The following is a 25,819-nucleotide window of genomic DNA, read 5'->3' as shown; positions in this document are numbered from 1 at the left end:
GGATCAGCGGACGAGGTCGGCGGAAGGGAGACGGAGCGGCCGGGATCGGCTCACGGGCCAGGTCAGGAGACGCGCATCGAAAGCCAAATGCCAGAGGCCGCGCATCAACGACGGCGCATCAACGACGGCGCATCAAGGGCCACTCAACAGATGCCAAATGCCAGAGGCCAGAAGCCATGGGTCAGAAGCCATTCATCAGGTGTGGTGAAAGGGGGACGGAATGTTTCGGGGTGGAGTGTTTCGAGAGGGAGCTTTTCGACGGTTGAGGCGGTGGAGGGCTGGGCGGCGTCCGCTCGGGGGTGACGACCGGGGGATGACCACGGCGGAGTACGCCGTGGGGACGCTTGCGGCGTGTGCCTTGGCCGCGGTGCTCTACAAGGTCGTGACGAGCGGGCCCGTGAAGGCGCTGCTCCAGGCGGCGTTGGAGCGGGCGATCAATGTCCAGTTCTGACGGCCGGCCCCCGGGCCCTCGGGCCCGGGGTGCCCCGCGTCGCGCCCGTGACGGCGGGTTCGTGACGGCGGAGACCGCAGTGGTCCTGCCCGTCCTGGTGGCGGTGGTGGCTGCGCTCATCTGGGGGCTGATGGCGGTGTGCGCCCGTATCGAGTGTGTGGATGCCGCGCGGGCCGGGGCGCGGGCCGCCGCGCGGTCGGAACCCCGGGCGGCGGTGATCTCGGCGGCGCGCAGCGCTGCTCCGAGGGGAGCGCGGGTCGCGCTGGCGCGGGAGGGCGACCTGGTGCGCGTACGGGTCGAGGCGGAACTGCCCGGTGTGGGGCAGCTGACCGTGCAGGTCGGAGGGGAGGCGGTGGCTCTTGCTGAGGAGACGGTGCGGCGATGAGGGCTCAGCGACGGTCTGGACGGTGTTCGCGGCGGCGGCACTGTGTGCGGTCTTCGTGGCCCTGATGGGTGTGGGCCAGGCGGTCACGGCGCGGCACCGAGCGGGTGGCGCCGCGGACCTGGCGGCGCTGGCCGCCGCGGGCCACGCCCTACAGGGCCCGGCCGCGGCCTGCGCCGCGGCCCACCGGGTGGCGGCCGCGCAGCACACCCGCCTGGTGCGCTGCGCGCTGACGGGGCCGATCGCCGACGTCTCCGCCGAAGCGGGCCGCAGCCCGTTCACCTCCCGCGTACGGGCCCGAGCCGGGCCGCCGGGGCCTGCTGACCGGTCACCGGCCCGCGCCGGTCCGCCGGCCGGGACCGGAGACGAGGTCCGGGCCCGGGCCGGGCTGCGGGGGCGGGCTGCCGCAGTGACGAGCGACGTGGTGTCGGACCGGGATGTGCCGATGGGGCGTGCTGTCACCGCGAGTTGGGCCGGGCCGAAGGGGCGAGCCACCGCAGCGTCGAACCGGCCCGTGCGGCCAGGACGAGCCGCCCCGCCGCCGAGCCGGGCCGCGCCGACGGGGCGCGCTGACACAGCGAACCGGGCCAGGCCGGCGGCGTCCAGCGCCCCGGCACCAGCCCCATCCCACCCGCACACGACAGCGTCCGTTGCCTGCGCCCGCCCCCACACGGTGGCGTCCGCCGCCCCAGCCAGCCCGCACCCGGCGGCGTCCACCGCGCGCGACCGACCGCTAGGAAGCGCCCTCCCGCGGCACCGCGCGCAGCAGCTCGCCCAGCAAGCGGATGGCGCCCCGCTTGTGGAGTGGGTCGTTGCCGTTGCCGCACTTGGGGGACTGGATGCAGGAGGGGCAGCCGGCCTCGCATTCGCAGGAGGCGATGGCGTCACGGGTGGCGGTGAGCCAGTCGGCGGCCGTGTGGAAGGCGCGCTCGGCGAATCCGGCGCCGCCGGGATGGCCGTCGTAGACGAAGACGGTCGGCAGCAGGGTGTCCGGGTGGAGCGGCACGGAGACGCCGCCGATGTCCCAGCGGTCGCAGGTCGCGAAGAGCGGCAGCATGCCGATGGAGGCGTGTTCCGCGGCGTGCAGCGCGCCGCCGAGCTGCTCGGGATTGACGCGCGCGGCGTCGAGCTGGTCCTCGGTGACCGTCCACCACACCGCGCGGGTGCGCAGCGTACGGGGCGGCAGATCGAGCTTGGTCTCGCCCAGGACCTCGCCGGTGATCAGCTTGCGGCGAAGGAAGGAGACGACCTGGTTGGTGACCTCCACGGAACCGAAGCACAGCCGGCCGTCCCCCCAGGGGACCTCGGTGTCGGTTTCCAGGATGGCGATGGCGGTGGTGTCGCGGGCGGTCGTGGAATAGGGCGGATGGGCCTCCTCGACGAGCGCCACGTTGTCCGCCAGGTCGAGATGCCGCACGACATAGGTACGGCCCTGGTGGAGGTGGACCGCGCCGTCGTGGACGGTGGTGTGCGCGGCGGCGGCGTCCACGGTGCCCAGCAGCCGTCCGGTGCCCTCCTCCACGACCTGCACCGGCGACCCGCCCTGGCCGCGGATGTCCGTGAGGTCGACGGCCCGCTCACGGCGCGTCCAGTGCCAGGCCCTGGCCCGCCGCCGCAGCAGGTTCGCGGCCTCCAGCTGCGGCATCAGTCCGGCGGCCGCGGTCCCGAAGAGCGCGAAGTCGGATTCGGTGAGCGGAAGTTCGGAGGCGGCCGCGCACAGGTGCGGGGCGAGCACGTACGGGTTGTCGGGGTCGAGGACGGTGGACTCGACGGGCTGGTCGAAGAGCGCCTCGGGGTGGTGTACGAGGTAGGTGTCCAGCGGGTCGTCGCGGGCCACGAGCACGGCGAGGGCGCCCTGCCCGGAGCGGCCCGCCCGGCCCGCCTGCTGCCACAGGGACGCCCGGGTCCCCGGATAGCCGGCGATGATCACGGCGTCCAGACCGGAGACGTCCACGCCCAGTTCGAGCGCGGTGGTGGCGGCCAGGCCGAGGAGATCGCCGCTGTGCAGCGCGCGTTCCAGGGCCCGGCGCTCCTCGGGCAGATATCCGCCCCGGTACGCGGCGACGCGCCCGGGCAGCGAACGGTCCACCTCCGCGAGCCGCTCCTGGGCGATCAACGCGATCAGCTCGGCGCCGCGCCGGGAGCGGACGAAGGCGACGGTGCGGACGCCCTGGACGGCGAGGTCGGTGAGCAGGTCGGCGGTCTCGGCGGTGGCCGTCCGGCGCACCGGCGCGCCCTGCTCGCCGTGGAGTTCGGTGAGCGGCGGCTCCCACAGGGCGAACGCCAACTCGCCGCGCGGCGAGGCGTCCTCGGTGATTTCCACCACGGGCAGACCGGTGAGCCGGGTGGCGGCCTGTGCCGGATCCGCGGCCGTGGCGGAGGCGAGCAGGAAGACCGGCTCGGAGCCGTACCGGGCGCAGACCCGGCGCAGCCGGCGGACGACCTGTGCGACATGGGAGCCGAAGACACCGCGGTAGCTGTGGCACTCGTCGATGACGACATAGCGCAGCGCGCGCAGGAAGGAGGACCAGCGGGCGTGTGCCGGGAGGATGCCGCGATGCAGCATGTCGGGGTTGGTCAGCACGTAGTTGCCGTACTGGCGGACCCACTCGCGCTCCTCGACGGGGGTGTCGCCGTCGTAGACCGCGGGCCGGACGGCGGAGCCCAGCGGGGCGGCCAGCTCGCGTACGGCGCGCCGCTGATCGGCCGCCAGTGCCTTCGTGGGGGCCAGATACAGGGCGGTGGCGCCCCGCCCGTTCGGCGCCTCCGAGCCGTCCAGGAGCGTGGAGAGGACCGGCGCGAGATACGCCAGGGACTTCCCCGAGGCGGTGCCGGTGGCCACGACGACCGATTCGCCGCGCAGCGCGTGTTCGGATGTCCGTGCCTGGTGAGCCCAGGGACGATCGATTCCGGCCGAACGGATGGCGGCGATCACTTCCGGCCGGATCTGTTCGGGCCAGTCGGCATGGCGGCCAATGCGCGGGGGCAAGTGCTCCGTATGAGTGATGCGCGCAGCGCGGGTCGCGCCCCGGGCGAGACGTTCGAGAATCATGCCTGGGGAAGAGCGCGCGCCCGCATCCGGCGGGACTGGATTGGAGGCCATCGGCACCGAGTGTGTCACCGGAGTGACGGACAATGCTCAAAGGGCGTCGTGCGCGCCTGCCGGTAAGTGATTGAATGCCATCGCGGCTGCCAGATCCGCCCCTACCTTCGGTGGGGAGGCCCCAGGGGGGCGACCGCTCGATAGCAAGGTGCTGGAGGATCCGTGGACCTGTCCCTGTCGACCCGGACCGTTGGCGACCGTACGGTCGTCGAGGTCGGTGGCGAGATTGATGTATACACCGCGCCCAAGCTGCGGGAGCAGCTGGTCGAGCTTGTGAACGACGGAAGCTACCACCTCGTGGTGGACATGGAACGTGTCGACTTCCTCGACTCCACTGGGCTCGGCGTGCTGGTCGGCGGACTCAAGCGGGTGCGTGCCCATGAGGGCTCGCTGCGCCTGGTCTGCAACCAGGAGCGCATTCTCAAGATCTTCCGAATCACCGGACTGACCAAGGTGTTCCCGATTCACACCTCGGTCGACGAAGCCGTCGCAGCTACCGACTGACGGTTTCGCCGGTCCCCCGCGCCAGCAGGCGCGGGGGGAGGAAGCAGTGGGGGGTTCCGGACACGGTGTCCGGCCCCCTGCGTCGCACGCCCGCAAAACGAGGGGGATGGCATGGCCACCGTCGAACTTCGCTTCAGCGCCCTTCCCGAGCACGTCCGCACCGCGCGTCTGGTCGCGGCTGCCGTGGCACGGCGCGCCGGGGTGGACGAGGCCGTGCTGGACGAGGTGCGGCTCGCCGTCGGTGAGGCCTGCAGCCGGGCCGTCGGGCTGCACGAGAGCCATGACATCGCGGAGCCCGTCCGCGTCCTGCTGATCGAGGACGAGAAGAAGTTCTCGATCGAGGTCGGCGACGGCGTCTCCGGCGACTCCGGTACGTCCGGCGCGCGCGGCGACGAGCCCGAGGGCGCCGCGGACAGTGACGCCGAGGGCGAGGACGAAATGGGCCTCGCGGTGATCAGCGGGCTGGTCGACGACGTCGAGGTGACCGCCGGCAAGGACGGCGGGCTGATCCGCATGACCTGGCCCACCAATACGGCCACGATCCTGCCGTAGCGCTCCGAGAGCTCCTGAGAGGGCCCTGCTCCGTCCCGTAGCGGCTGAGGGCGCCCCGCGATGCTCCAGGGGGCCTGCGAGCTGCTCCCGCCCCTCTTGATCCCTTCCCGCGGCCTTCCTGCTGTGCCCCACCGGCCTCACCCTCCCGCCGTGTGCCCGTGTGCCCGTGTGCCCGTGTGCCCGTGTGCCCGTGTGCCCGTGTGCCCGTGTGCCCGTGTGCCCGTGTGCCCGTGTGTCTGAGGGCCGTGTGCCCGAGCGGGGCGGCCGCCATGCGCTCCCACGACGGCTGTCCCGGCCCGCGGCTCAGGCGCCCCCGCCGGCACCCCACGGGCGCCCCGCAGTCGCCCTCCCGTAAGCCCGGCTGCGCGGCCCCACCGCATGGCCGCGCCGTCGACTCCGCCGCACCGCCGGGCCCCACCGCCCCGCCGGGCCCCACCGCCCCGCCGGGCCCCGCCACGCCGCCGGCGCCACGCCGGGCCCCACCGCCCCCGGTGCTTCTCCGCCGTCTCCCGCGTTGCGATCCGGACTCGATCTGACGGGGGCTCACCGGAGGGCGGGGTGCGGTCCGGGGAGTGTGGGGCACCCGTTCGGCCGAAGGCGGGGGGAGCAATTCTCTCCGGCGTCACGTGGGGCCGTGGCGTCCCGGGTTCCCGGGTGGCGTCCTTGAGCAGCGACGATCAGATGGCGGTCGCGGGACGATCAGTACGACAGAGAGATCATCGGGCGGTGGTCAGCGAATTCGGTGCTTTCCTTCGTCCGGGCGAATTCCGTGCGGCGTCGACCTTTTGATCTTCGCTGCTACCGGCGAATTCCCTTTGACGCGTACTGTTTTGATCAACCGTGGCTCCCTACAATCCGTCCACATCTTGCTCAGGACGCCTGAGCGTGCTTCCGCGCGCCCATGTGCCAAACGTCAAGGAGGACGAATGGCGGGGCCTTACACCCCTCAGTTGCTTGACACCCCCACTTTTCTGGCCGGGCCCTCACTCACGGCGGGCAACCGCGTGATCGTGCTGGTGATCGCCGTCGTCGCCCTGGCGGCGCTGGCCGTCGCGGCGGTGCTGGTCCGCCAAGTGCTCGCGGCCGGTGAGGGAACCGACAGTATGAAGAAGATCGCGGCGGCCGTGCAGGAAGGCGCAAATGCCTACCTGGCGCGGCAGTTGCGGACTCTCGGCGTATTCGCCGTCGTGGTGTTCTTCCTGCTCATGCTGCTGCCCGCGGAAAATTGGACGCAGCGCGCCGGACGCAGCGCCTTCTTCTTGATCGGCGCCGGTTTCTCGGCGGCCACCGGCTATATCGGTATGTGGCTCGCGGTGCGCAGCAATGTGCGCGTCGCGGCGGCCGCACGGGAAGCCACTCCGGCCGAGGGCGACACCAAGAAAAAGGATCTTACGGCCGTCTCCCACAAGGCGATGAAGATCGCATTCCGTACCGGTGGCGTCGTCGGCATGTTCACCGTGGGGCTGGGCCTGCTCGGCGCGTCCTGCGTGGTGCTCGTGTACGCCGTCGACGCGCCCAAGGTGCTGGAGGGCTTCGGGCTCGGCGCCGCGCTGATCGCGATGTTCATGAGGGTCGGCGGCGGCATCTTCACCAAGGCCGCGGACGTCGGCGCCGACCTGGTCGGCAAGGTCGAGCAGGGCATCCCCGAGGACGACCCGCGCAACGCCGCGACCATCGCGGACAACGTGGGCGACAACGTCGGCGACTGCGCCGGTATGGCCGCCGACCTCTTCGAGTCGTACGCGGTGACCCTGGTCGCCGCCCTCATCCTGGGCACGGCGGCCTTCGGCGACGCCGGTCTCGCGTTCCCGCTGCTGGTCCCGGCCATCGGCGTGCTCACCGCGATGATCGGCATCTTCGTCGTCGCGCCCCGGCGCAGCGACCGCAGCGGGATGACGGCGATCAACCGCGGCTTCTTCGTCTCCGCGGGCATCTCGCTGGTGCTGGTGGCCGTCGCGGTCTTCACCTACCTGCCGTCCAGCTACCAGGACCTGACCGGGGTCACCGACACCGAGGTCCTGGGCCGCAGCGGCGACCCGCGGATGCTGGCGCTGGTGGCGGTCGCCATCGGCATCGTGCTGGCCGCGCTGATCCAGCAGCTGACCGGCTACTTCACCGAGACGACCCGTCGTCCCGTCCGGGACATCGGCAAGACCTCGCTGACCGGACCGGCCACGGTCGTGCTCTCCGGCATCTCCATCGGCCTGGAGTCGGCGGTCTACTCGGCGGTGCTGATCGGCCTCGCCGTCTACGGGGCGTACCTGTTGGGCGGTGCCTCCATCATGCTGGCGCTGTTCGCGGTGGCGCTGGCCGGCACCGGTCTGCTGACCACCGTCGGCGTGATCGTGGCGATGGACACCTTCGGGCCGGTCTCCGACAACGCGCAGGGCATCGCCGAGATGTCCGGTGACGTCACCGGTGACGGCGCGCAGGTGCTGACCGACCTGGACGCGGTGGGCAACACCACCAAGGCCATCACCAAGGGCATCGCCATCGCGACCGCCGTACTGGCCGCGGCCGCGCTCTTCGGCTCGTACCGGGACGCGATCGCGACCGCCGTACGGGACATCGGCAGCGCCGCGAACGGGATGGGGCTCAGCCTGGACATCTCGCAGCCCAACAACCTGGTCGGGCTGATCCTCGGCGCCTCGGTCGTCTTCCTGTTCTCCGGGCTGGCGATCAACGCGGTGTCGCGGTCGGCGGGATCGGTGGTCTTCGAGGTGCGCCGGCAGTTCCGCGAGCGCCCCGGGATCATGGACTACACCGAGAAGCCCGAGTACGGCCGGGTGGTCGACATCTGCACCAAGGACGCGCTGCGCGAGCTGGCCACTCCCGGGCTGCTGGCCGTGCTCACGCCGATCGCGGTCGGCTTCTCCCTCGGGGTCGGCGCGCTCGGCTCGTTCCTGGCGGGCGCGATCGGCACCGGCACGCTGATGGCGGTCTTCCTCGCCAACTCCGGTGGCGCGTGGGACAACGCCAAGAAGCTCGTCGAGGACGGCCACCACGGCGGCAAGGGCAGCGAGGCGCATGCCGCGACGGTCATCGGCGACACCGTCGGCGACCCGTTCAAGGACACCGCGGGCCCGGCGATCAACCCGCTGCTGAAGGTCATGAACCTGGTGGCGCTGCTGATCGCGCCCGCGGTGGTGAAGTTCTCCTACGGCCAGGACAAGAGCCTGGGCGTACGGATCGTCGTCGCCCTGCTGGCGATCGCCGTCATCGTCGGTGCGGTCTACGTCTCCAAGCGGCGTGGAATCGCCGTGGGTGACGAAGACAACTCCGAGGACCCGGAGAACGTCGCCAAGTCCGCCACCACGGCGGTGGCGTCCTAGCCGGGAGCGGCCTCCAACAGGGCGCGCGGACCGCTCAACTGGGCGGGTGGACGGTGTGTTTTGCGAGCGCCGGCCACCCGCCTTCCGCGTGCCCGGGTGGCCCCGCGGTCCTTGGTGCAAATGGCTGCAATGAGGGCAGGGCGGGATGCCCGACCGGTGGCCGAGGCCCTTTGGACGTGTATGTTCCGGGGCCGAGAGCCATGGAAGGGACCAATCCGGTGAACAAGAAGCTTGTGGCTGCACTGTCCGGCGGTGCGGCACTGGTGCTCGCGCTGACCGGCTGCAGCGACGACAGCAACAAGAAGCTCAATGACTGGGCGAAGAGTTTCTGCGACCCCGCGCAGGCTCATTTCCAGCAGATCCAGGACGCCAACGGCGCCATGCAGACGGCCGACAACGGCAGCACGGACTCCAAGAAGGTCCAGCAGACCGACTCGGCGGCCTTCCAGAAGATTTCCCAGGCCTACGCCTCGCTGGCCAAGTCCCTGGAGAAGGCCGGGCCGCCGCCCACCGACCAGGGCAAGCAGGCACAGCAGAACGCCGTCAAGGAGCTCAACTCGCTCTCCAAGGGCTACGCGGACCTCCAGAAGCAGGTCAACAACCTCGACACCTCGGACAAGCTGAAGTTCGCGGACGGCCTGCGCGACCTGTCCAGCGGCATCAACAAGCTCAACAAGCAGAGCGAGGCGGCCTTCAAGAACCTGGAGTCCGGCGACGTCGGCAAGGCGATGGCCGCCCAGAAGGGCTGCCAGAACCCGGCCGCGTCCGGTTCCCCGGCCCCCACGCAGTCCAAGAAGTCGTAGGGCACGGCCCTCCGGGCGGGACCCGGTGCCGTGGCCGCGGGTGAGCGGGGAGACCCGCGACGCCGCGGCACGGCAACGGCTTCGTACGGCCCGGCGACGCGCCCGAGCGGGGCGTGGCGCCGGGCCGTCGCCGATTGTCGGTGGCAGGGCCGACAATGGTGGGCGTGAGTACGCACCTCCCCACCGCCGATGTCCAGGACCCCGAGAGCAACGCCCGCACCGCCCGGCTGCGCGAGGCACTCCTGACCGCCGCCTACACCGCCGACGGGCTGCTGGAGCTGCTCGGCGCGCCGGCCTACGCCGCGCTGGCGCGCAGCGAGACCGTCCCCGCCCTGCGGGCGACGCGCGGCGGCAGCCCGTTGGAGACCCTGGTGCGGCTGTTCCTGCTGCAGCGCCCGGTGGAACTGCGGCAGGCGCAGGCGGCGCTTCCCGTCGCGGACTGCCTCGCCGACGGCTGGCTGGTGCGGGACGGCGACGAGCTGCGCGCCGGTGTGGACGTGCGCCCGTACGGCGGCCCCGAGGGGCAGGACTGGTGGATCGTCTCCGACCTGGGCTGCGCGGTCGGTGGCGCCGGCGGCATCCGGGGCGCCGGGGAGGCGGAGCGCGCACAACTGGTGCTCGGGGTCGGCGGCGCGTCCACGACCCTCGCGGGCATCACCGTGCGCAGGCCGGCCGGCCGGGCGCTCGACCTCGGCACCGGTTCCGGCATCCAGGCGCTGCACGCCGCCCAGCACGCCACCCGCGTCACGGGCACCGACCTCAACCCCCGGGCGCTGCGGATCGCCGCGCTGACCCTGGCGCTCTCCGGGGCGGGGCCGGCGGATCTGCGGGAGGGCTCGCTGTTCGAGCCCGTGGGGGACGAGACGTACGACCTGATCGTGTCCAACCCGCCGTTCGTGATCTCGCCGGGCGCCCGGCTCACCTACCGCGACGGCGGCATGGGCGGCGACGACCTGTGCCGGACGCTCGTCCAGCAGTCCGCCGCGCATCTCAACGACGGCGGGTACTGCCAGCTGCTGGCCAACTGGCAGCACGTGGCGGGCGAGGACTGGCAGGACCGGCTGCGCTCCTGGGTGCCGCGCGGCTGCGACGCGTGGATCGTGCAGCGCGAGGTGCAGGACGTCGCCCAGTACGCCGAGCTGTGGCTGCGCGACGCGGGCGACCACCGCGCCGGTGACGAGGCGTACGCCGCGCGGTACGGCGCCTGGCTCGACGAGTTCGAGGCGCGCCGGACCAAGGCCGTCGGCTTCGGCTGGATCACGCTGCGCAAGTCCGGTTCGGACTCCCCGTCGGTCACGGTCGAGGAATGGCCGCACCCGGTGGAACAGCCGCTGGGGGAGTCGGTCGTACGGCACTTCGAGCGCCAGGACTACCTGCGGGCCACGGACGACGCGGCGCTGCTCGCCGCGCACTTCCGGCTCGCCGACGAGGTGGTGCAGGAGCAGGTCGGGCTGCCGGGGGCGGAGGACCCCGAGCATGTGGTGCTGCGTCAGAACCGCGGGATGCGGCGGGCGACGAAGGTCGACACGGTCGGCGCGGGCTTCGCCGGGGTGTGTGACGGCTCGCTCCCGGCCGGGCGGATCCTGGACGCCATCGCCCAACTCGTCGGCGAGGACCCGGTGCTGCTGCGGGACCGTACGCCGGCCTCGATCCGGATGCTGGTCGAGCAGGGGTTCCTGGAGCCGGTGGCCGCGGACGGCTGACGGGGGCCGGGGCGGCAGGACACGGCGGGTGCCGTTCATCCGGCGTTCGCCGGAATGCCGCCCCGGGGTGCCAGGCTGCGCGCATGGAGAGTGGACCCGAGGTCTTTGCCGGTGCGGCGTTCGCGCTGTTCGGCGCCGGACTGCTGGTGTGGACGGGCGTCTGCGCACGGACCGGTGCGCCCGTCGCCGAGGGCGTCAGCCGTCCGGTCGCCACCCTGACGGCGCTGCTGTGCGGGGTGGCGTTCCTGGTCACGGGCGGTTGGTTGCTGGCGACGGTGTAGTCGTGAACAGGGGGCCGTGGCGCGAGCCTTGGTGCGGGGCGGGCCACCAGCCGTGCCGTGGGGTGTGAGCCGTGCCGTGAGGTGTGTGCGTCGCGTGGGGTGCCACGGCAGGCCGGTGCCCCAACTTCCGTTGCGCGCCGCTCCGTTCACTTCCGGCCAGATCTGTGACAGATGGCCGGTGTGTGACGGTACGAGGGAACTTTCCGGCTCGGTTGGACATGTTCCTCAGTGAAGGTCACCCATGACCGGCAGGCTCACCGACCCCTGAGTGAGGAACCCATATGAACCGCGCATTCCGCTACGCCGCAGTCGGCGCCGTCGCCGTTTCCCTGCTCGCCGGCGGCTCGGCGGCGGCCTTCGCCGCTCCCCAGCACCTCCACTCGCCCACGCCGGTCGTGGCCACCGCCCCGGCCGCCGCGTCCCTGACGGCCAAGGCCAGCGTGACCACGGTCAACGCCTGGCAGGAGTTCCGGATCTCCGGCACCGCCAAGGGCATCAAGGCCGGCACCAAGGTCACCGTCCAGCAGAAGCAGGGCACCAAGTGGGTCTCGCTGCCCGCTCAGACGCCGGTCAACGCCAGCGGTACGTACTCGGTGCGGGTCAAGCTCGGCATCAAGGGCGTCAACCAGCTCCGCATGGGCGCCGGCAGCACCGTCTCCCCGGTGGTCACGGTCACCGTCCGCTGACGCCGTACGGCCAGGAACCCGCCCGGACGGTCCGGCGGCCGGGCGGTCCTAGCCGACGAGATTGCGGGCCACCATCCACACCGCGGCGATGCCGAGCGCCACGGCATTGCCGCGGGCCGAGAGCCGTGGCCGGTACACGCGCCCGCCGAGGCCGGCGGCCAGCCAGCGTCCGACCGCGTACGCCACGGCCGGTCCGGCCAGTGTGAGCAGCACGGCGTTGTCGTGGAACGCGGTCACGACATCGCCGTGCATCAGGTCGTACGCCATCCGCGTTCCGCCGCACACCGGGCACAGCAGCCCGGTGGCCCATTTGAACGGGCACGGGATCAGCAGCTGTCCCGGCTGGTGCGGATCGGTGTGCCAGAGATAGACGGCGGCCGCCGCTCCCGTGCCGAGGCCGATCGCCGCCTTCCGGACGGTGCGCGTCCGGACCGACGCCCTCGTGGGCCCCGCGGACTCGGCGGGGCCCCAGGACTCCTCGGTGCTCACACGCTCAGCGACCTGGCGTAGTTGACCTGGTTGAGCACGAACATCACCTGCTCGCGGGACTGCACCGGGATCATCGTGGCGTGGTGCCGCCCGCCGCTGTTCACCGTGACCTGCACGAACCCGGTGGTCACCTTCTCCTTCATCAGCAGGAAGAGCAGGCCGAGCAGACAGAAGAGGAAGAAGACGATGGCCAGCACGACCGCGTGCGTCGGCATCTTCTCCTCGGTCCGCGACATGTCGGTGGCCGTCCACACCGCGCCCCTGAGCGGCATCGGCCCGGCCGGCGTCATGATCGTGTCGCCGCTCACCGCGATATCGCCCAGCGACAGCATCATCCCGCCGGGCTGCGGCCCGGCCTGGAACCCGGCCCCCGCCTGGAAGCCCCCGGTGCCGCTCTGGAAACCGCCGGGCCCCGGCTGCGGCGGCGCACCCGGCGGGAAACCGGGCGGCGGCTGCGGGACGTCGTTCGGGTAGCCGTATCCGGGCTGCGGGGGCGGCGGCGAGGCGGGCTGCGGATAGCCGTACCCGGGCTCCCCGGGGCGGCCGCCCTGCCCGGATCCGGACTCGGCGGGCTGTGGGCCGTCCGGCTTGGCGTAAGGGTTCTGGCCGGGCCGGCCGGGCGGCTGGTCCGGAGGCGGGCCGGGGTACTGGTTCGCCATGGGTGCTGATCCCCCCGAGAGTGCGTGATGGCGGCGGTGCTGGACTCGCACGGCGAGCCGTGTGCGCTCGACTCGAACGGCGAGCCGTGCCGTATCCATCCTGCCAGCCCGCTCACGTGCTGTATCAAGGCAATGACGGGATCCGGCGCCGCCTTGTGACGGACGCCGCTCCGCGGACGGTGCGGTGTGCGGCCGCGGGCGGGCGGCGGGGTGCCGGGGATTCGTCACTGTGTGAAACCGCCGAGGGCGCCGCGGCAGCGGTGCGCGGGGAACGTCCGAGGTGGGCGCCGGGGAACGGTCCGGCGCCGTCATGATCCACAAGCCGGGCCCCGGGCCCGCGGCGAGCGCCTGATGCGGTCCGGGCGGCATGAAGGCATGTAGTCGGGTTACCGTTCGAGTGGCGTTGCGGGGTTTTTCCGTTTGACACGGGGCCGGGAGGTACCGTCACACTCCGCAGCGTCAAGCGTCACCGCAGTGCACCCTCGGCGTCCGGCCGGGGGCACTTCCAGCGTCGACCGGAGAGAAGAGCGAAGTTGTCCCCGACCAGCGAGACCACAGACGGCGGCGGCCGCCGACTCGTCATCGTCGAGTCGCCTGCCAAGGCGAAGACGATCAAGGGCTACCTCGGCCCTGGCTACGTGGTCGAGGCGAGCGTCGGACACATCCGCGACCTGCCCAACGGCGCCGCAGAGGTCCCGGCGAAGTACAAGGGCGAGCCCTGGGCCCGCCTCGGCGTGAACGTCGACGCCGACTTCCAGCCGATCTACGTCGTCAACAGTGACAAGAAGGACCAGGTCAAGAAGCTCAAGGAGCTGCTGGCCGAGTCCGACGAGCTCTACCTCGCCACAGATGAGGACCGCGAGGGCGAGGCCATCGCCTGGCACCTCCAGGAGATCCTCAAGCCCAAGGTCCCCGTCCACCGGATGGTCTTCCACGAGATCACCAAGGACGCGATCCGCGAGGCCGTGGCCAATCCGCGCGATCTGAACCAGAAGCTGGTCGACGCCCAGGAGACCCGCCGGATCCTCGACCGCCTCTACGGCTACGAGGTCTCGCCGGTCCTGTGGAAGAAGGTCATGCCCCGGCTGTCGGCCGGCCGGGTGCAGTCCGTGGCGACCCGGCTCGTCGTCGAGCGGGAGCGCGAGCGCATCGCGTTCCGCTCCGCCGAGTACTGGGACCTGACCGGCACCTTCGCCACCGGCCGGGCCGGCGACGCCAGCGACCCGTCGGTGCTGACCGCCCGCCTGAACAGCGTCGACGGCCGCCGTATCGCCCAGGGCCGTGACTTCGGTCCCAACGGGCAGCTCAAGAACGACGTCCTCCATCTGGACGAGGCGAACGCCCGCGCGCTCGCCGCCGCCCTGGAGCAGACCGACTTCGCGGTGCGCTCGGTCGAGTCCAAGCCCTACCGCCGCTCGCCGTACGCGCCGTTCCGGACGACCACCCTCCAGCAGGAGGCCAGCCGCAAGCTCGGCTTCGGCGCGAAGTCCACGATGCAGGTGGCGCAGAAGCTGTACGAGAACGGCTTCATCACCTATATGCGTACGGACTCCACCACGCTCTCGGACACCGCGGTCGCCGCGGCCCGGTCGCAGGTGACGCAGCTGTACGGCGCCGACTACCTCCCGGACAAACCGCGCACCTACGCCGGCAAGGTCAAGAACGCCCAGGAGGCGCACGAGGCGATCCGCCCCTCCGGCGACCGCTTCCGCACGCCGGCCGAGACCGGTCTGACCGGCGACCAGTTCAGGCTGTACGAGCTGATCTGGAAGCGGACCGTGGCCTCGCAGATGAAGGACGCGACCGGCAACTCCGTCACCGTCAAGATCGGCGGCCGGGCCGCCGACGGGCGGGACGCCGAGTTCAGCGCGTCCGGCAAGACCATCACCTTCCACGGCTTCCTCAAGGCCTATGTGGAGGGCGCCGACGACCCCAACGCCGAGCTCGACGACCGCGAGCGCCGGCTGCCGCAGGTCGCCGAGGGCGACGCGCTGGCCGCGCAGGAGATCACCGCCGACGGGCACGCCACCAAGCCGCCCGCCCGCTACACCGAGGCCACGCTGGTCAAGGAGCTGGAAGAGCGCGAGATCGGCCGCCCGTCGACCTACGCGTCGATCATCGGCACGATCCTCGACCGCGGCTATGTCTTCAAGAAGGGCACCGCGCTCGTCCCGTCGTTCCTCTCCTTCGCGGTGGTCAACCTCCTGGAGAAGCACTTCGGCCGGCTGGTCGACTACGGCTTCACCGCCAAGATGGAGGACGACCTCGACCGCATCGCCCGCGGCGAGGCGCAGTCCGTGCCGTGGCTGCGGCGCTTCTACTTCGGCGAGGGCGAGGCCGAGGGCGCCGCCTCGGACGCCGGCAACGGCGACGGCGACCACCTCGGCGGCCTGAAGGAACTGGTCACCGACCTCGGCGCGATCGACGCCCGGGAGATCTCGTCCTTCCCGGTCAGCGACGACATCAAGCTGCGCGTCGGCCGCTACGGCCCGTACGTCGAGCGCGGGGAGAAGGACGCCGAGGGCCACCAGCGCGCCGACGTCCCCGACGACCTGGCGCCCGACGAGCTGACCGTGGCGTACGCCGAGGAGCTGCTCGCCAAGCCGAGCGGCGACTTCGAGCTGGGCATGGACCCGGAGTCCGGCCGCCAGATCGTCGCCAAGGACGGCCGCTACGGCCCGTACGTCACCGAGATCCTGCCCGAGGGCACCCCGAAGACCGGCAAGAACGCGGTCAAGCCGCGCACCGCCTCGCTCTTCAAGTCGATGTCCCTGGACACCGTGACGCTGGCGGACGCGCTCAAGCTGATGTCGCTGCCGCGCGTCGTCGGCAAGGACCCCGAGGGCGTCGAGGTCACCGCGCAGAACGGCCGCTACGGCCCGTACCTCAAGAAGGGCACCGACTCGCGCTCCCTGGAGACCGAGGAGCAGCTCTTCACGATCACCCTCGACGAGGCGCTGGCGATCTACGCCCAGCCCAAGCAGCGCGGGCGGGCCGCCGCCAAGCCGCCGCTGAAGGAGCTCGGCACGGACCCGGTCAGCGGCAAGCCGGTGGTGGTCAAGGACGGCCGGTTCGGCGCGTACGTCACCGACGGCGAGACCAACGCGACGCTGCGGCGGGACGACGACGTCGAGACGATCACCGCCGAGCGGGGCTACGAGCTGCTGGCGGAGAAGCGCGCCAAGGGGCCGGCGAAGAAGACCGCCAAGAAGGCGGCCAAGAAGGCGCCGGCCAAGAAGACGGCCGCGAAGAAGACGGCTGCCAAGAAGACCGCGGCGAAGAAGACCACCACGGCGAAGAAGACGACCGCCAAGAAGGCCACCGCCAAGACGGCTGCGGCCAAGAAGACGGCGGCGCCGGCCGAGGACTGATCCCTGCCGTCCGGCCCCGCGGCCGGCAAAAGCGCAGGACAGGGGCGGGCACATCGGAGGCGATCCGATGTGTCCGCCCGTTTGTTCGGGTGGGCGCTCGACGGCGTGCACCGTCCGGCTAGGCTGGCGGGATGACGCGTGCCGAGCAGCCAACGGTCGTGACCCCCACATCAGGCGCCCTAGCGGCGGATTCCCGCGAGCGCGCCGTGCGAGCCCTGCTCCGCTTCCCCCCACTGAAGCGGCTGTGGAGCGCCCAATTTGTCGGGGGCATCGGCGATGCCCTGTCCATGCTTGTCCTCGTACTCCTCGCCCTGCAGGCGGCGTTGTACGTCCCCCTGGGCGGCGAGCCCGTCTTCGGCGGCGGTTATCGGGGCGCGGCCCTCGCGGTCACCGCGGTCTTCGCGGCCCGGATGCTGGCGACGCTGCTCTTCGGGGCCGTCCTGCTGGGCCCGCTGACGGCGCTGACGGCGCCCGCGGGGCCGCTGGACCGGCGCTGGACGATGATCGGCGCCGACCTTCTGCGGCTCGCGCTGCTGGTCATCGCCCCCCTGTGGATCGACTGGACGCCGGACGACGCACTGGCCTGGCTGCTGGTCACGGTCTTCGTCACCGGTGTCGCCGAACGCTTGTGGACCGTCGCGCGCGAGAGCGCCGCCCCCGGGCTGCTGCCCGCACCGCCCCCCGAGGGCTCCGCCGTACGCCCCCTGCCCGACAACATGGACGCCCTGCGCCGCCTCTCGCTGCGCACCGGCTTCGTGTCGCTGCCGATCGCGGCCGCCGCCCTGGTGGTCGTCACCCTCGTCAGCAAGCTGCTGGGCACCGGCATCGACTGGTTCCACCTCCATCAGGCCGCCCTCGGCTCGTACGTCGCCGCCGGTCTGTTCGCCGCCTCCGTGTCGATCCTCTACTTCATCGAGTTCCCCGGTGTGCCGACGCCGCGGCCGCGCTCCCCCCTGGAGGGGCTGCGCCGCCCGAAGGCCACGGCAGCGAAGAGCGGAGCGACCGGCTCCGGCGAGCAGCCGGAGAACCACGCCGCACGCGCGGGCGCCGACAAGGGCCGCACGGGCGCGCTCCCGCTGCTGGTGGTGTCCTGTGCCGCGGTGGCCGGGGCGATCGCCGCGGTCGTCGCGCTCGCCGTGCTGCACGGCTACGACCTGGCCGGCGGACCGGCCACCTTCGCGCTGCTGGTGCTCGCGCCGACCGCCGGCACGGCCGTCGGCATCCGCGGCGCCCACCGGGTGCTGCCCGGCCTCTCCCGCCGCCGGCTGCTCGCCCTCGCGGTGGCCGCCACCGGCCTCGGGCTGCTGGCCATGGGGCTGGTCCCGGATGCGACGACGGTGCTGGTGCTCGCGCTGCTGTCCGGCGTCACCGCCGGAATCGCCGCCAACACGGGCCATGTGCTGCTGGAGCAGGAGTCCGAGGAGTCGCGCAGTGCCCGGACGACCGAGCACCTGCACGCCGTCGTCCGCCTGACGGTCGCGCTGGCCGCCATCCTCGCGCCGCTGCTCGCGGCCGTCATCGGCCCGCACCACCTCGGCAGCGGCACCTTCGACTTCGCCTACGGCGGCGCCGCCTACACCCTGATGCTGGCCGGCGCGCTGCTGCTGCCGGTCGCCGCCCTGGTGCTCGGCAAGGTCGACGACCGGCAGGGCGTGCCTCTGCGGCGCGATCTGCGCGAGGCGCTGCGCGGCGGCGACCCGGCCCAGGCGCCCGCCCCCACCGGCTTCTTCATCGCCCTGGAGGGCGGCGACGGCGCCGGCAAGTCCACCCAGGTCGAGGCGCTCGCGGAGTGGATCCGCGGCAAGGGCCACGAGGTCGTGGTGACCCGCGAGCCGGGCGCCACCGCCATCGGCAAGCGACTGCGCTCGATCATCCTGGACGTCTCGACCTCCGGGCTCTCGGACCGTGCGGAGGCGCTGATGTTCGCCGCCGACCGCGCCGAGCACGTCGACAGCGTCATCCGGCCCGCCCTGGAGCGCGGCGCCATCGTCATCACCGACCGGTACATCGACTCCTCGGTCGCCTACCAGGGCGCCGGGCGCAACCTCGCCCCCACGGAGATCGCCCGGATCTCCCGCTGGGCCACCGACGGCCTCGTCCCCCACCTGACGGTGCTGCTCGACGTCTCCCCGGAGACCGCGCGGGAGCGCTTCACCGAGGCACCGGACCGGCTGGAGTCCGAGCCCGCCGAGTTCCACCAGCGGGTGCGGGCCGGCTTCCTGACGCTGGCCGCCGCCGACCCCGCGCGCTATCTGGTCGTCGACGCCGGGCAGGAGCCCGAGGCCGTCACCACCGCCGTACGCCACCGCCTCGACCAGGTGCTCCCGCTGTCCGAGGCGGAGATCCAGGCGCAGGCCGAGGCCCGTAAGGCGGCCGAGGAGGAGGCCCGCCGCAAGGCCGAGGAGGAGGCCGCGCGCAAGGCGGAGGAAGAGCGCCTGGAGCGCGAGCGCCAGGAGCAGCTCGCCAAGCTGCGCGCCGAGGAGGAGGAGCGCAAGCGCCAGGAGGCCGAGGAGACCAGGGCCCGCGAGGAGGCCCGCCAGGCCGAGGAGGCCCGCAAGCGCGCCGAGGAGGCCCGGCAGGCCGCGGAGGCGGAGCGGCAGCGCCGCGAGGCCGAGGAGCGCGCCCGCCAGGCCGAACAGGAGCGGCTGCGCAAGCAGCACGAGGAGGAGGCGCGGCTGCGCAAGGAGGCCGAGGAGCGCCGCCTGGAGAAGCAGCGCAAGGCCGAAGCGGCCCTGCTGCGCGCCGAGGAGGCCAGGGTCGCGGCAGCCGAGGCGGCGGCCGCGGCGGAGGCCAAGGCGGCGGCCGAGGAGGCCGAGGCGGCCGAGGCGCCCACCGCGGAGACGTACGTCGCGGACCTGCGCAAGCGCTATGCGGACACGCCCGACGACTCCGCCGCGTCCGGTTCCGGGCCGTCCGGCTCCGCCGGCGACGACGAGCGGACGCGGGAGTCGCCGCGGCCCGGGACGGCGGACCGCGCGGCCGACGAGACGGCGGTGCTGCCCCCGGTGCGGGACGCGCACGACGCCTGGGGCGGCCGCGGCGCCGGCTCGGACGCCGAGGAGACCGCGGTGCTGCCGCCCGTACGCGGCGTGGACGGCCGGGGCGACGCCCCCGCCGACCGGGTGCCGCCGTGGATGTTCCGCAAGGAGACGCCGCAGGACGGCGGACCCGGCGCCGGCTCGGGGCACTCCTCCACTCCCGCCGAGTCGCGCGTCGAGCGCACCCGCGAACTCCCGCAGATCGACCCGGCGACGGGCCACCCGGTGGAGCAGGCGCAGCCCCGCCGCCCCCGCCCCGAATGGGCGGAGGAGACCCCGCTGGACGATCTGCCGACGCTCGCCGACGAACTGCTCGGCCCGCGCGGCGACGAGGACGCGGACGACGGCGCCGGCGACAACGGCCGCCGAGGCGGCCGGGGACGGCGCGGCTAGCCCATCGGGGAGTCCGGACGAACGGCCGTGGCCGCAGCGCGATCGCTGCGGCCACGGCCGTTTCCGGCTTCCGGACGACCCCCGTCCGGGCGCCCGGAACCGGCTTCCGGATTCGTTTGTCAGTGGGTTGCACCACAATGGGTCGGGCGCGGAGCAATGCGTGCGGTGCGCCCGGCGCGCACGCACCCCGCACGGCACGAGCAGGACGGCACGGACAGGACGGCGGACAGCGATGGCGGTATGGGACGACGTGGTCGGCCAGGACCGGGTGACGGAGCAGCTGGCCGCTGCCGCCCGCGACGCGGACGCCCTCGTCACCGCGGAGCACGCCGAGGCCGGGCACGGCGCGGCCCGGCCGGAGCAGGAGCCGTCCGCCGACCGCGGCGGCTCCCAGATGACGCACGCCTGGCTGTTCACCGGCCCGCCCGGCTCCGGCCGCTCCACCGCGGCCCGCGCCTTCGCCGCCGCCCTGCAATGCGTCAGCCCGGACCGCGCCCTCGGCGGCGCCCCCGGCTGCGGCTTCTGCGACGGCTGCCACACGGCGCTGGTCGGCACCCACGCCGACGTGGAGATCGTCCGTACGGACCTGCTCTCCATCGGCGTCAAGGAGACCCGTGACCTGGTCCGCCGGTCCTCGCTCTCCCCGGCGGGCGGCCGCTGGCAGGTGATCGTCCTGGAGGACGCCGACCGCCTCACCGAAGGCGCCGGCAACGTCCTCCTCAAAGCCGTCGAGGAACCCGCGCCCCGTACGGTCTGGCTGCTGTGCGCGCCCTCCGTCGAGGACGTCCTCCCCACCATCCGCTCCCGCTGCCGCCACCTCTCCCTGCGCACCCCGCCGGTCGGCGCGGTCGCCGACGTCCTCGTCCGGCGGGACGGCATCGAGCCCGAGGCCGCCGACCGGGCCGCCCGCGCCACCCAGGGGCACATCGGCCGGGCCCGCCGCCTCGCCACCGACGAGCGCGCCCGGGCCCGCCGGGCGGCCGTCCTCAAGCTCCCGCTGCGAGTCGACGACATCGGCGGCTGCCTCAAGGCCGCCCAGGAGCTGATCGACGCCGCGGGGGAGGACGCCAAGCAGGTCGCCGAGGAGGTCGACACCAAGGAGACCGAGGAGCTGCGCGCCGCCCTCGGCGCCGCCGCCGGCACCGGCGGTCGCCTGCCGCGCGGTACGGCCGGCGCCATGAAGGAACTCCAGGACAAACAGAAGCGCCGCTCGACCCGTACCCAGCGCGACAGCCTCGACCTCGCCCTGGTCGACCTCACCGGCTTCTACCGCGACGTCCTCGCCCTCCAGATGGGCGCCTCGGTCCCCCTCGCCAACGACGAGGTCCGCGACAGCATCCACCGCATCGCCACCGCCTCCACCCCCGAACGGACCCTCCGCCGGATAGAAGCCGTGATCGCCTGCCGCGAGGCCCTGGACCGCAACGTGGCCCCCCTCCTCGCGGTCGAGGCCATGACAGCGGCCCTCCGCGCCGGCTGACCCACGACCCACCGCCCCGCCGCTCGCCCGGCCCGTCCTTCAAGGAGACGCGCACACACCGTTCCCCTCCGGATACTCTCCGTACGTGCCGGTACGGCGGCCGCCCGCCCCACCAGGCGGTCTCCGGTCACCCCCGGCAGCCGCCGGCCACCGCCCCGAAGCGCCGCACGACACCACGCCGCACCAGAAGAGCAGCCCGCACCGCCACCCGCACTCCAGCCTCCGAGGACCGACTCCGCACTCCACGCCACTCCACTTCCAGGGACCGAGACCAAGGGACCGTCCATGGCCACCAGCCGCCTGCTCCGCACCTCCGCCGCCTTTCTCGCGGCCACCGCTCTGCTGATCTCCGGCTGCTCCTCGGGGAGTTCGTCCCCCGACGACGAGGCGTCCCCGGGCCTCACCACGGAGGCCGGTGCCCAGCGCCCCGCCGAGGAAGCGACCCTGGCGCCCCTCCCGGCCTCGACCCCGGCCGGCCTCCGGTCGTACTACGACCAGAAGCTGACCTGGCACGCCTGCGGCAACGGCTTCCAGTGCGCCACGATGAAGGCGCCCCTGGACTACTCCCGTCCCGAGGCGGGCGACATCAAGCTCGCGGTGGCCCGCAGGAAGGCCACCGGCCCCGGCAGCCGGCTCGGCTCCCTCCTGGTCAACCCCGGCGGCCCCGGCGGCTCGGCGATCGACTATCTGGAGCAGTACGCGCCCCAGCCCGCCTCGATCCGCGCGCGCTACGACATGGCGGCGATGGACCCGCGCGGCGTGGACCACAGCCAGCCGATCGAGTGCCTCAGCAACAAGCAGATGGACCGCTACACCGAGACCGACCAGACCCCGGACTCGCCGGCCGAGGTCAACAAGCTCACCACCGCGTTCCGCGACTTCGCCAAGGGCTGCGCGTCCCGCTCCGGCAAGCTGCTCTCGCACGTCTCCACCGTCGAGGCCGCCCGCGACATGGACATGCTCCGCGCCGTCCTGGGCGACAAGAAGCTCAACTTCGTCGCCGCCTCCTACGGCACCTTCCTGGGTGCGACCTACGCCGGCCTCTACCCCTCCCGCGTCGGCCGCATGGTCCTCGACGGCGCGATGAACCCGGAGCTCGACTCCCGCACCACCAACATCGAGCAGACCGCCGGCTTCGACACCGCCTTCACGGCGTTCGCCAAGGACTGCATCAAGCGCAAGAACTGCCCCCTGGGCACCAAGAGCACCCAGGACGCCGGCGAGCAGCTGTCCGCCCTCTTCAAAAAGCTGGACGCGCACCCGGCCGCCACGGGCGAGGACCGCAAGCTCACCGAATCCCTCGCCGGCACGGGCGTCATCGCCGCCCTGTACGACCAGCGCGCCTGGCCCCTCCTGCGCGACTACCTCGCCCAGGCCAAGGCCGGCAACGGCCGCGGGCTGCTCGCCTTCTCCGACAGCTACTACGAGCGCAGCCCGAACGGCAGCTACAGCAACCAGATGTACGCCAACCCCGCCGTCAACTGCCTCGACCTCCCCCCTGCCTTCACTAGCCCCGAGCAGGTCCGCGCCGCCCTGCCCAGCTTCCGCAAGGCCTCCCCGGTCTTCGGCGAGAACTTCGCCTGGGCCGCCCTGAACTGCGCCTACTGGCCGGTCAAGCCCACCGGCACGGCCCACCGCATCGAGGCCAAGGGCGCCGCCCCGATCCTCGTCGTCGGCACCACCCGCGACCCGGCCACCCCGTACATCTGGGCCAAGGCCCTCGCCTCCCAGCTCTCCAGCGCCACGCTCCTCACCTACGACGGCGACGGCCACACCGCCTACGGCCGCGGCAGCACGTGCATCGACAACACGATCAACGCCTACCTCCTCGACGGCACCGTCCCCCCGAAGCACAAGGTCTGCAAGTGACCCGCCTCACACCTCCCCGCCTTCACTCCGCCCACCCCTGACCAGCTCCTCAGCCAGTTACAGAGCACCCCTCTGTGATGTGTAGACTGGGCCGCGCACCACGCCGCCTTAGCTCAGTTGGCCAGAGCAACGCACTCGTAATGCGTAGGTCTCGGGTTCGAATCCCGAAGGCGGCTCAGTAAAAAGGCCAGGTCACACAGCCCGTGACCTGGCCTTTTGCGTTGTTCGTGGCATGACGCGTCACACGGCCGTGGTGCCGCGAGATGGCTTGCGTGAGCGATGCGTGAGCGGGGGCGCTCAGAGACCTACTTCTTGGGCTTCCGGAGCTCGGCCTTCTTGTCTGCCTTGGGCTGGGCTTTCGCCTTGTTCTTCGGCTTGCCGCCCTTGCCCTTGCCAACGCTCTTCGCCGGGGCCTTCTTGGCCTTCCCCTTCTTCGCGGCCTTGCGGGCCGCCTTCTCCGCCTCGGCCTTGCGCTGAAGCGGGACCAGCTTCGCCGTCGCCTCGGCGGCGCTCTTGCCGACCTGGGGCAGGACGCTCTGGTAGATGTCCCGCGTGATGCGCGTGTCACTGTGCCCGAGGGTGTCCGACACGATCTTGATGTCGATGTCGGCGGCCAGCATGAGCGTTGCTGCGCCGTGGCGCAGGTCATGCAGACGGATCGGCGGGAGGCCGGAGGCGGCGACGAGGCGCTCGAAGAGGTCGGTCACCTTGCCCGGGTGGAGCCAGGAGCCGTCTTCCTGAGTGAAGACGTGGCCGGTCTCGACCCAGGCCGAGCCCCACTCCGCGCGGTCCGCTTCCTGCCGCTCGCGGTGCCGCTTGAGGACGCTGACGGTGTCGTCGTCGAGTGCGACCACGCGATAGCCGCTGTCCGTCTTGGGATCGGACGCCTCGATCTCCCATCCGTCCTGTACGAGTTGGGAGGAGACGGCGAGGGAGTGGGTGTCGAGGTTCGTCTCCGACCACGGCTGCCCGCACGCCTCGCCACGGCGCAGGCCGCGGAAGGCGATCAGGTGCCACATCGCGTACAGGCGGTCCTCGGCGACGAAGTCGAGGAAGGCGCCGGTCTGCTGGGGCGTCCAGACCATCACCGGCGACGGCTTCTCGCCCGTCTGCTCCCACTTGGCAACCCGCTCGTCCGTCCACACGAGCGCCTTGGGCTTGCGTGCGGGGTCGATCTCGACGTGGGCGGCCGGGTTGAACGTGATGATCTGCTGCCCGATCGCGTCGTTCAGGGCCGCGCGGAGAGTGGCCTTGACGTGCTGACGCGTGGCGGGGCCGGTGATGCGACGGAAGCGCGGCATCTCGTCGATCGCGGCCTTCATCGCCTTGCGACGAGCACGGTTCTCCACGCCCTTCCACGGTACGGTCGCCAGCTCGTCGATCGCGGCTCGCCGCTGGGCGTTGTCCTCCAGGATCTGGGCGTTGGCGTCGCGGATGTCCGTGAACATCTCGCTGAGATGGCTGACGCGCAGCCGGTCCAGCCGCCGGTTTCCGATGCGCGGCTTCAAGTGCACGCGAATGTCGGTCTCGTAGCGGTTGAGGCCGGACTTGCGTATGCGCTTACCGGCCAGCCACCGATCGAGCCACTCACTCACTGTCAGGCTGCCGATGAGGTCCTGGCCGGCGTTCAGGCGCCGCCTCGTCTCCTCGACGTCAGGCAGAGGCGACCGCTCGCGGCTGACCTCCGTCAGCATCTCTGCGATGAGTTCCGTGCCCTCGGGGTCGTCCGACTCGGCCAGCCCGAGGAGAGCGCGGACGTGGTCGAGTTCGGCTTGGGCCGACTTGAGGCTTCCGTACCCGCCACGGGCGAACGAGCGTCGGCTGCCGTCTTCACGGGGCGAGAGCTCCTGGCGTATGGAGTAGGTGCAGTGGTTCCTGCTGTTGCGCTTGGGGCAGGAGGTGCCGAGTTCCTTGCCGGTCTTCGGGTCGCGGCAGGAGCAGCGGCGATAGGTGGAGCCCTTCAAAGATCATTCTCCTCGGTGATATCGGGATCGCTCCCGGGTGAATCGATTGCGGCGGCAAGGTCGGGCCATAGGAAGGGAGGCGTGACGCCCTCTTCCTGAATGAAGGCGCGGATCCTGCGCAGACGGTTCGCGGCGCCGTCGGCCGCCTCGGCGGCACGAGCCTGAGCGCGGAGGGCCTCGGCCTTTCGGTCGGCGTTCGGGGCGGTCTCGGCGTGGTAGCGCGCGTACTCCTCATCGCGTCGCGCGCTCTGCAGTTGCTCCTCAGCAGCGTGGTGGGCGCGGAAGTAGCGGAGCATGTCGTCGTCTGTGCCGAGTTCGGTGTCCTCTCCGGTGAACCAGTGCAGGGCATTCAGGGTGGAGGTGGGGTGCTGGAGCGGGAGCCGCTGCACTTGGTCGACGTAGCCGACGGGATAGACGAGGCAGATAGGGGGCGTGTTCAGGGCCTCGGCCAACACCATGACGTCGACCAAGGGCAGGTTGGAGCGGCGTCCGGACTCCATGTTGGCGATCACGTTGCGGGGGATCGGGTGGCCGATCTCCTCGCACTTGTCGGCCAAGTCCTGCGCGCTCCAACCCAGTTCCCTCCGTCGTCTGCGGACCTCGCCGGCCACGGTGGCCATGACCTGGTCCACCCACTCAAGGACGTCGTCCTCGTCTTCGGCCTTCTCGTATCCATGGTCGCTACGGCGTTGTGTCATACAGACACATTAGCTCGCCTAACGTTGATTTCGTGACCTGGAGACGGGCGCGATGGTCGCG

At 72.1% G+C, this 25,819-nt stretch carries 18 protein-coding genes, 1 tRNA gene and 1 pseudogene; 15 read left to right on the top strand and 5 right to left on the bottom strand.

Going from position 1 to position 25,819, the window contains the following annotated elements; all coding sequences use genetic code 11:
- Positions 1–220: 220 nt before the first annotated feature.
- The 3 genes and pseudogenes from K7396_RS16550 to K7396_RS16540 form a co-directional block, all read left to right on the top strand.
- A complete protein-coding gene (locus K7396_RS16550) occupies positions 221–451 on the top strand; it encodes a DUF4244 domain-containing protein (protein WP_208629103.1) in 231 nt (76 codons plus the stop codon).
- Positions 438–836, top strand: coding sequence for a TadE family type IV pilus minor pilin (locus tag K7396_RS16545; protein WP_086716835.1), 399 nt, complete (start codon positions 438–440; stop codon positions 834–836). Before K7396_RS16550 ends, K7396_RS16545 begins: the two co-directional genes overlap by 14 nt.
- Positions 811–1,155, top strand: a pseudogene (locus K7396_RS16540) (Rv3654c family TadE-like protein); the annotation flags it as partial. The gene K7396_RS16545 and the pseudogene K7396_RS16540, both read left to right, overlap by 26 nt.
- Positions 1,156–1,566: 411 nt before the next feature.
- Here the strand turns inward: K7396_RS16540 and K7396_RS16535 are convergent.
- Positions 1,567–3,936, bottom strand: coding sequence for a DEAD/DEAH box helicase (locus K7396_RS16535; RefSeq protein WP_223660024.1), 2,370 nt, complete (start codon positions 3,934–3,936; stop codon positions 1,567–1,569).
- Between the two features lie 162 nt (positions 3,937–4,098).
- Here K7396_RS16535 and bldG point away from each other — a divergent pair, with 162 nt between their 5' ends.
- The 7 genes from bldG (at position 4,099) to K7396_RS16500 (ending at position 11,797) form a co-directional block, all read left to right on the top strand.
- Positions 4,099–4,440 carry an anti-sigma factor antagonist BldG gene (gene bldG, locus K7396_RS16530; protein ID WP_004571875.1) on the top strand — a complete coding sequence of 114 codons (342 nt, stop codon included), beginning with the start codon at positions 4,099–4,101 and terminating at the stop codon, positions 4,438–4,440.
- Between the two features lie 111 nt (positions 4,441–4,551).
- Complete coding sequence (locus K7396_RS16525) at positions 4,552–4,992, top strand: ATP-binding protein (protein WP_086716836.1); 441 nt, start codon at positions 4,552–4,554, stop codon at positions 4,990–4,992.
- A 926-nt stretch (positions 4,993–5,918) separates the two neighbouring features.
- Entirely contained in the window at positions 5,919–8,324 is a 2,406-nt protein-coding gene (locus K7396_RS16520; protein ID WP_086715782.1) for a sodium-translocating pyrophosphatase, read from the top strand.
- Positions 8,325–8,542: 218 nt separating this feature from the next.
- Positions 8,543–9,127 carry a small secreted protein gene (locus K7396_RS16515; protein WP_086715780.1) on the top strand — a complete coding sequence of 195 codons (585 nt, stop codon included), beginning with the start codon at positions 8,543–8,545 and terminating at the stop codon, positions 9,125–9,127.
- A gap of 155 nt (positions 9,128–9,282) precedes the next feature.
- The gene (locus tag K7396_RS16510) at positions 9,283–10,830 is read left to right on the top strand and encodes a DUF7059 domain-containing protein (protein WP_373866924.1); all 1,548 of its coding nucleotides are present in this window, start codon (positions 9,283–9,285) and stop codon (positions 10,828–10,830) included.
- 83 nt (positions 10,831–10,913) lie between these two features.
- Complete coding sequence (locus K7396_RS16505; RefSeq protein ID WP_086715778.1) at positions 10,914–11,111, top strand: hypothetical protein; 198 nt, start codon at positions 10,914–10,916, stop codon at positions 11,109–11,111.
- 281 nt (positions 11,112–11,392) lie between these two features.
- Positions 11,393–11,797 (top strand): hypothetical protein, encoded by a 405-nt coding sequence (locus K7396_RS16500; protein WP_086715776.1) that lies wholly within the window; start codon positions 11,393–11,395, stop codon positions 11,795–11,797.
- A gap of 48 nt (positions 11,798–11,845) precedes the next feature.
- Here the strand turns inward: K7396_RS16500 and K7396_RS16495 are convergent, their stop codons facing one another.
- Positions 11,846–12,286: a DUF2752 domain-containing protein gene (locus K7396_RS16495; protein ID WP_086715774.1), complete on the bottom strand. Its 441-nt coding sequence runs from the start codon at positions 12,284–12,286 to the stop codon at positions 11,846–11,848.
- Positions 12,283–12,945 carry a hypothetical protein gene (locus K7396_RS16490; protein ID WP_086715771.1) on the bottom strand — a complete coding sequence of 221 codons (663 nt, stop codon included), beginning with the start codon at positions 12,943–12,945 and terminating at the stop codon, positions 12,283–12,285. The genes K7396_RS16495 and K7396_RS16490 overlap by 4 nt, the downstream gene beginning before the upstream one ends.
- 533 nt (positions 12,946–13,478) lie before the next feature.
- Here K7396_RS16490 and topA point away from each other — a divergent pair.
- From topA to K7396_RS16465, 5 genes are all read left to right on the top strand, one after another.
- On the top strand, positions 13,479–16,316 hold the full coding sequence (topA, locus tag K7396_RS16485; protein ID WP_086715769.1) for a type I DNA topoisomerase: 2,838 nt from the start codon (positions 13,479–13,481) through the stop codon (positions 16,314–16,316).
- A gap of 131 nt (positions 16,317–16,447) precedes the next feature.
- Complete coding sequence (gene tmk, locus K7396_RS16480; RefSeq protein ID WP_086715766.1) at positions 16,448–19,747, top strand: dTMP kinase; 3,300 nt, start codon at positions 16,448–16,450, stop codon at positions 19,745–19,747.
- A 232-nt stretch (positions 19,748–19,979) separates the two neighbouring features.
- Positions 19,980–21,227 (top strand): DNA polymerase III subunit delta', encoded by a 1,248-nt coding sequence (locus tag K7396_RS16475; protein ID WP_086715764.1) that lies wholly within the window; start codon positions 19,980–19,982, stop codon positions 21,225–21,227.
- A 285-nt stretch (positions 21,228–21,512) separates the two neighbouring features.
- Complete coding sequence (locus tag K7396_RS16470; RefSeq protein WP_086721653.1) at positions 21,513–23,096, top strand: alpha/beta hydrolase; 1,584 nt, start codon at positions 21,513–21,515, stop codon at positions 23,094–23,096.
- 102 nt (positions 23,097–23,198) lie between these two features.
- Positions 23,199–23,272: transfer RNA gene (locus K7396_RS16465), tRNA-Thr, on the top strand.
- Positions 23,273–23,401: 129 nt separating this feature from the next.
- On the opposite strand, the gene K7396_RS16460 is transcribed toward K7396_RS16465, so the two are convergent.
- Entirely contained in the window at positions 23,402–25,060 is a 1,659-nt protein-coding gene (locus tag K7396_RS16460) for a tyrosine-type recombinase/integrase (RefSeq protein WP_086721654.1), read from the bottom strand.
- Positions 25,057–25,758 carry a helix-turn-helix domain-containing protein gene (locus tag K7396_RS16455; RefSeq protein WP_086721655.1) on the bottom strand — a complete coding sequence of 234 codons (702 nt, stop codon included), beginning with the start codon at positions 25,756–25,758 and terminating at the stop codon, positions 25,057–25,059. The genes K7396_RS16460 and K7396_RS16455 overlap by 4 nt, the downstream gene beginning before the upstream one ends.
- Positions 25,759–25,819: the final 61 nt, after the last annotated feature.

Source organism: Streptomyces angustmyceticus (assembly GCF_019933235.1).
In the GTDB taxonomy this organism is placed as follows: domain Bacteria; phylum Actinomycetota; class Actinomycetes; order Streptomycetales; family Streptomycetaceae; genus Streptomyces; species Streptomyces angustmyceticus.
Note: the sequence above shows the minus strand (reverse complement) of the source record. Positions and strands in the feature narration are given on the sequence as shown.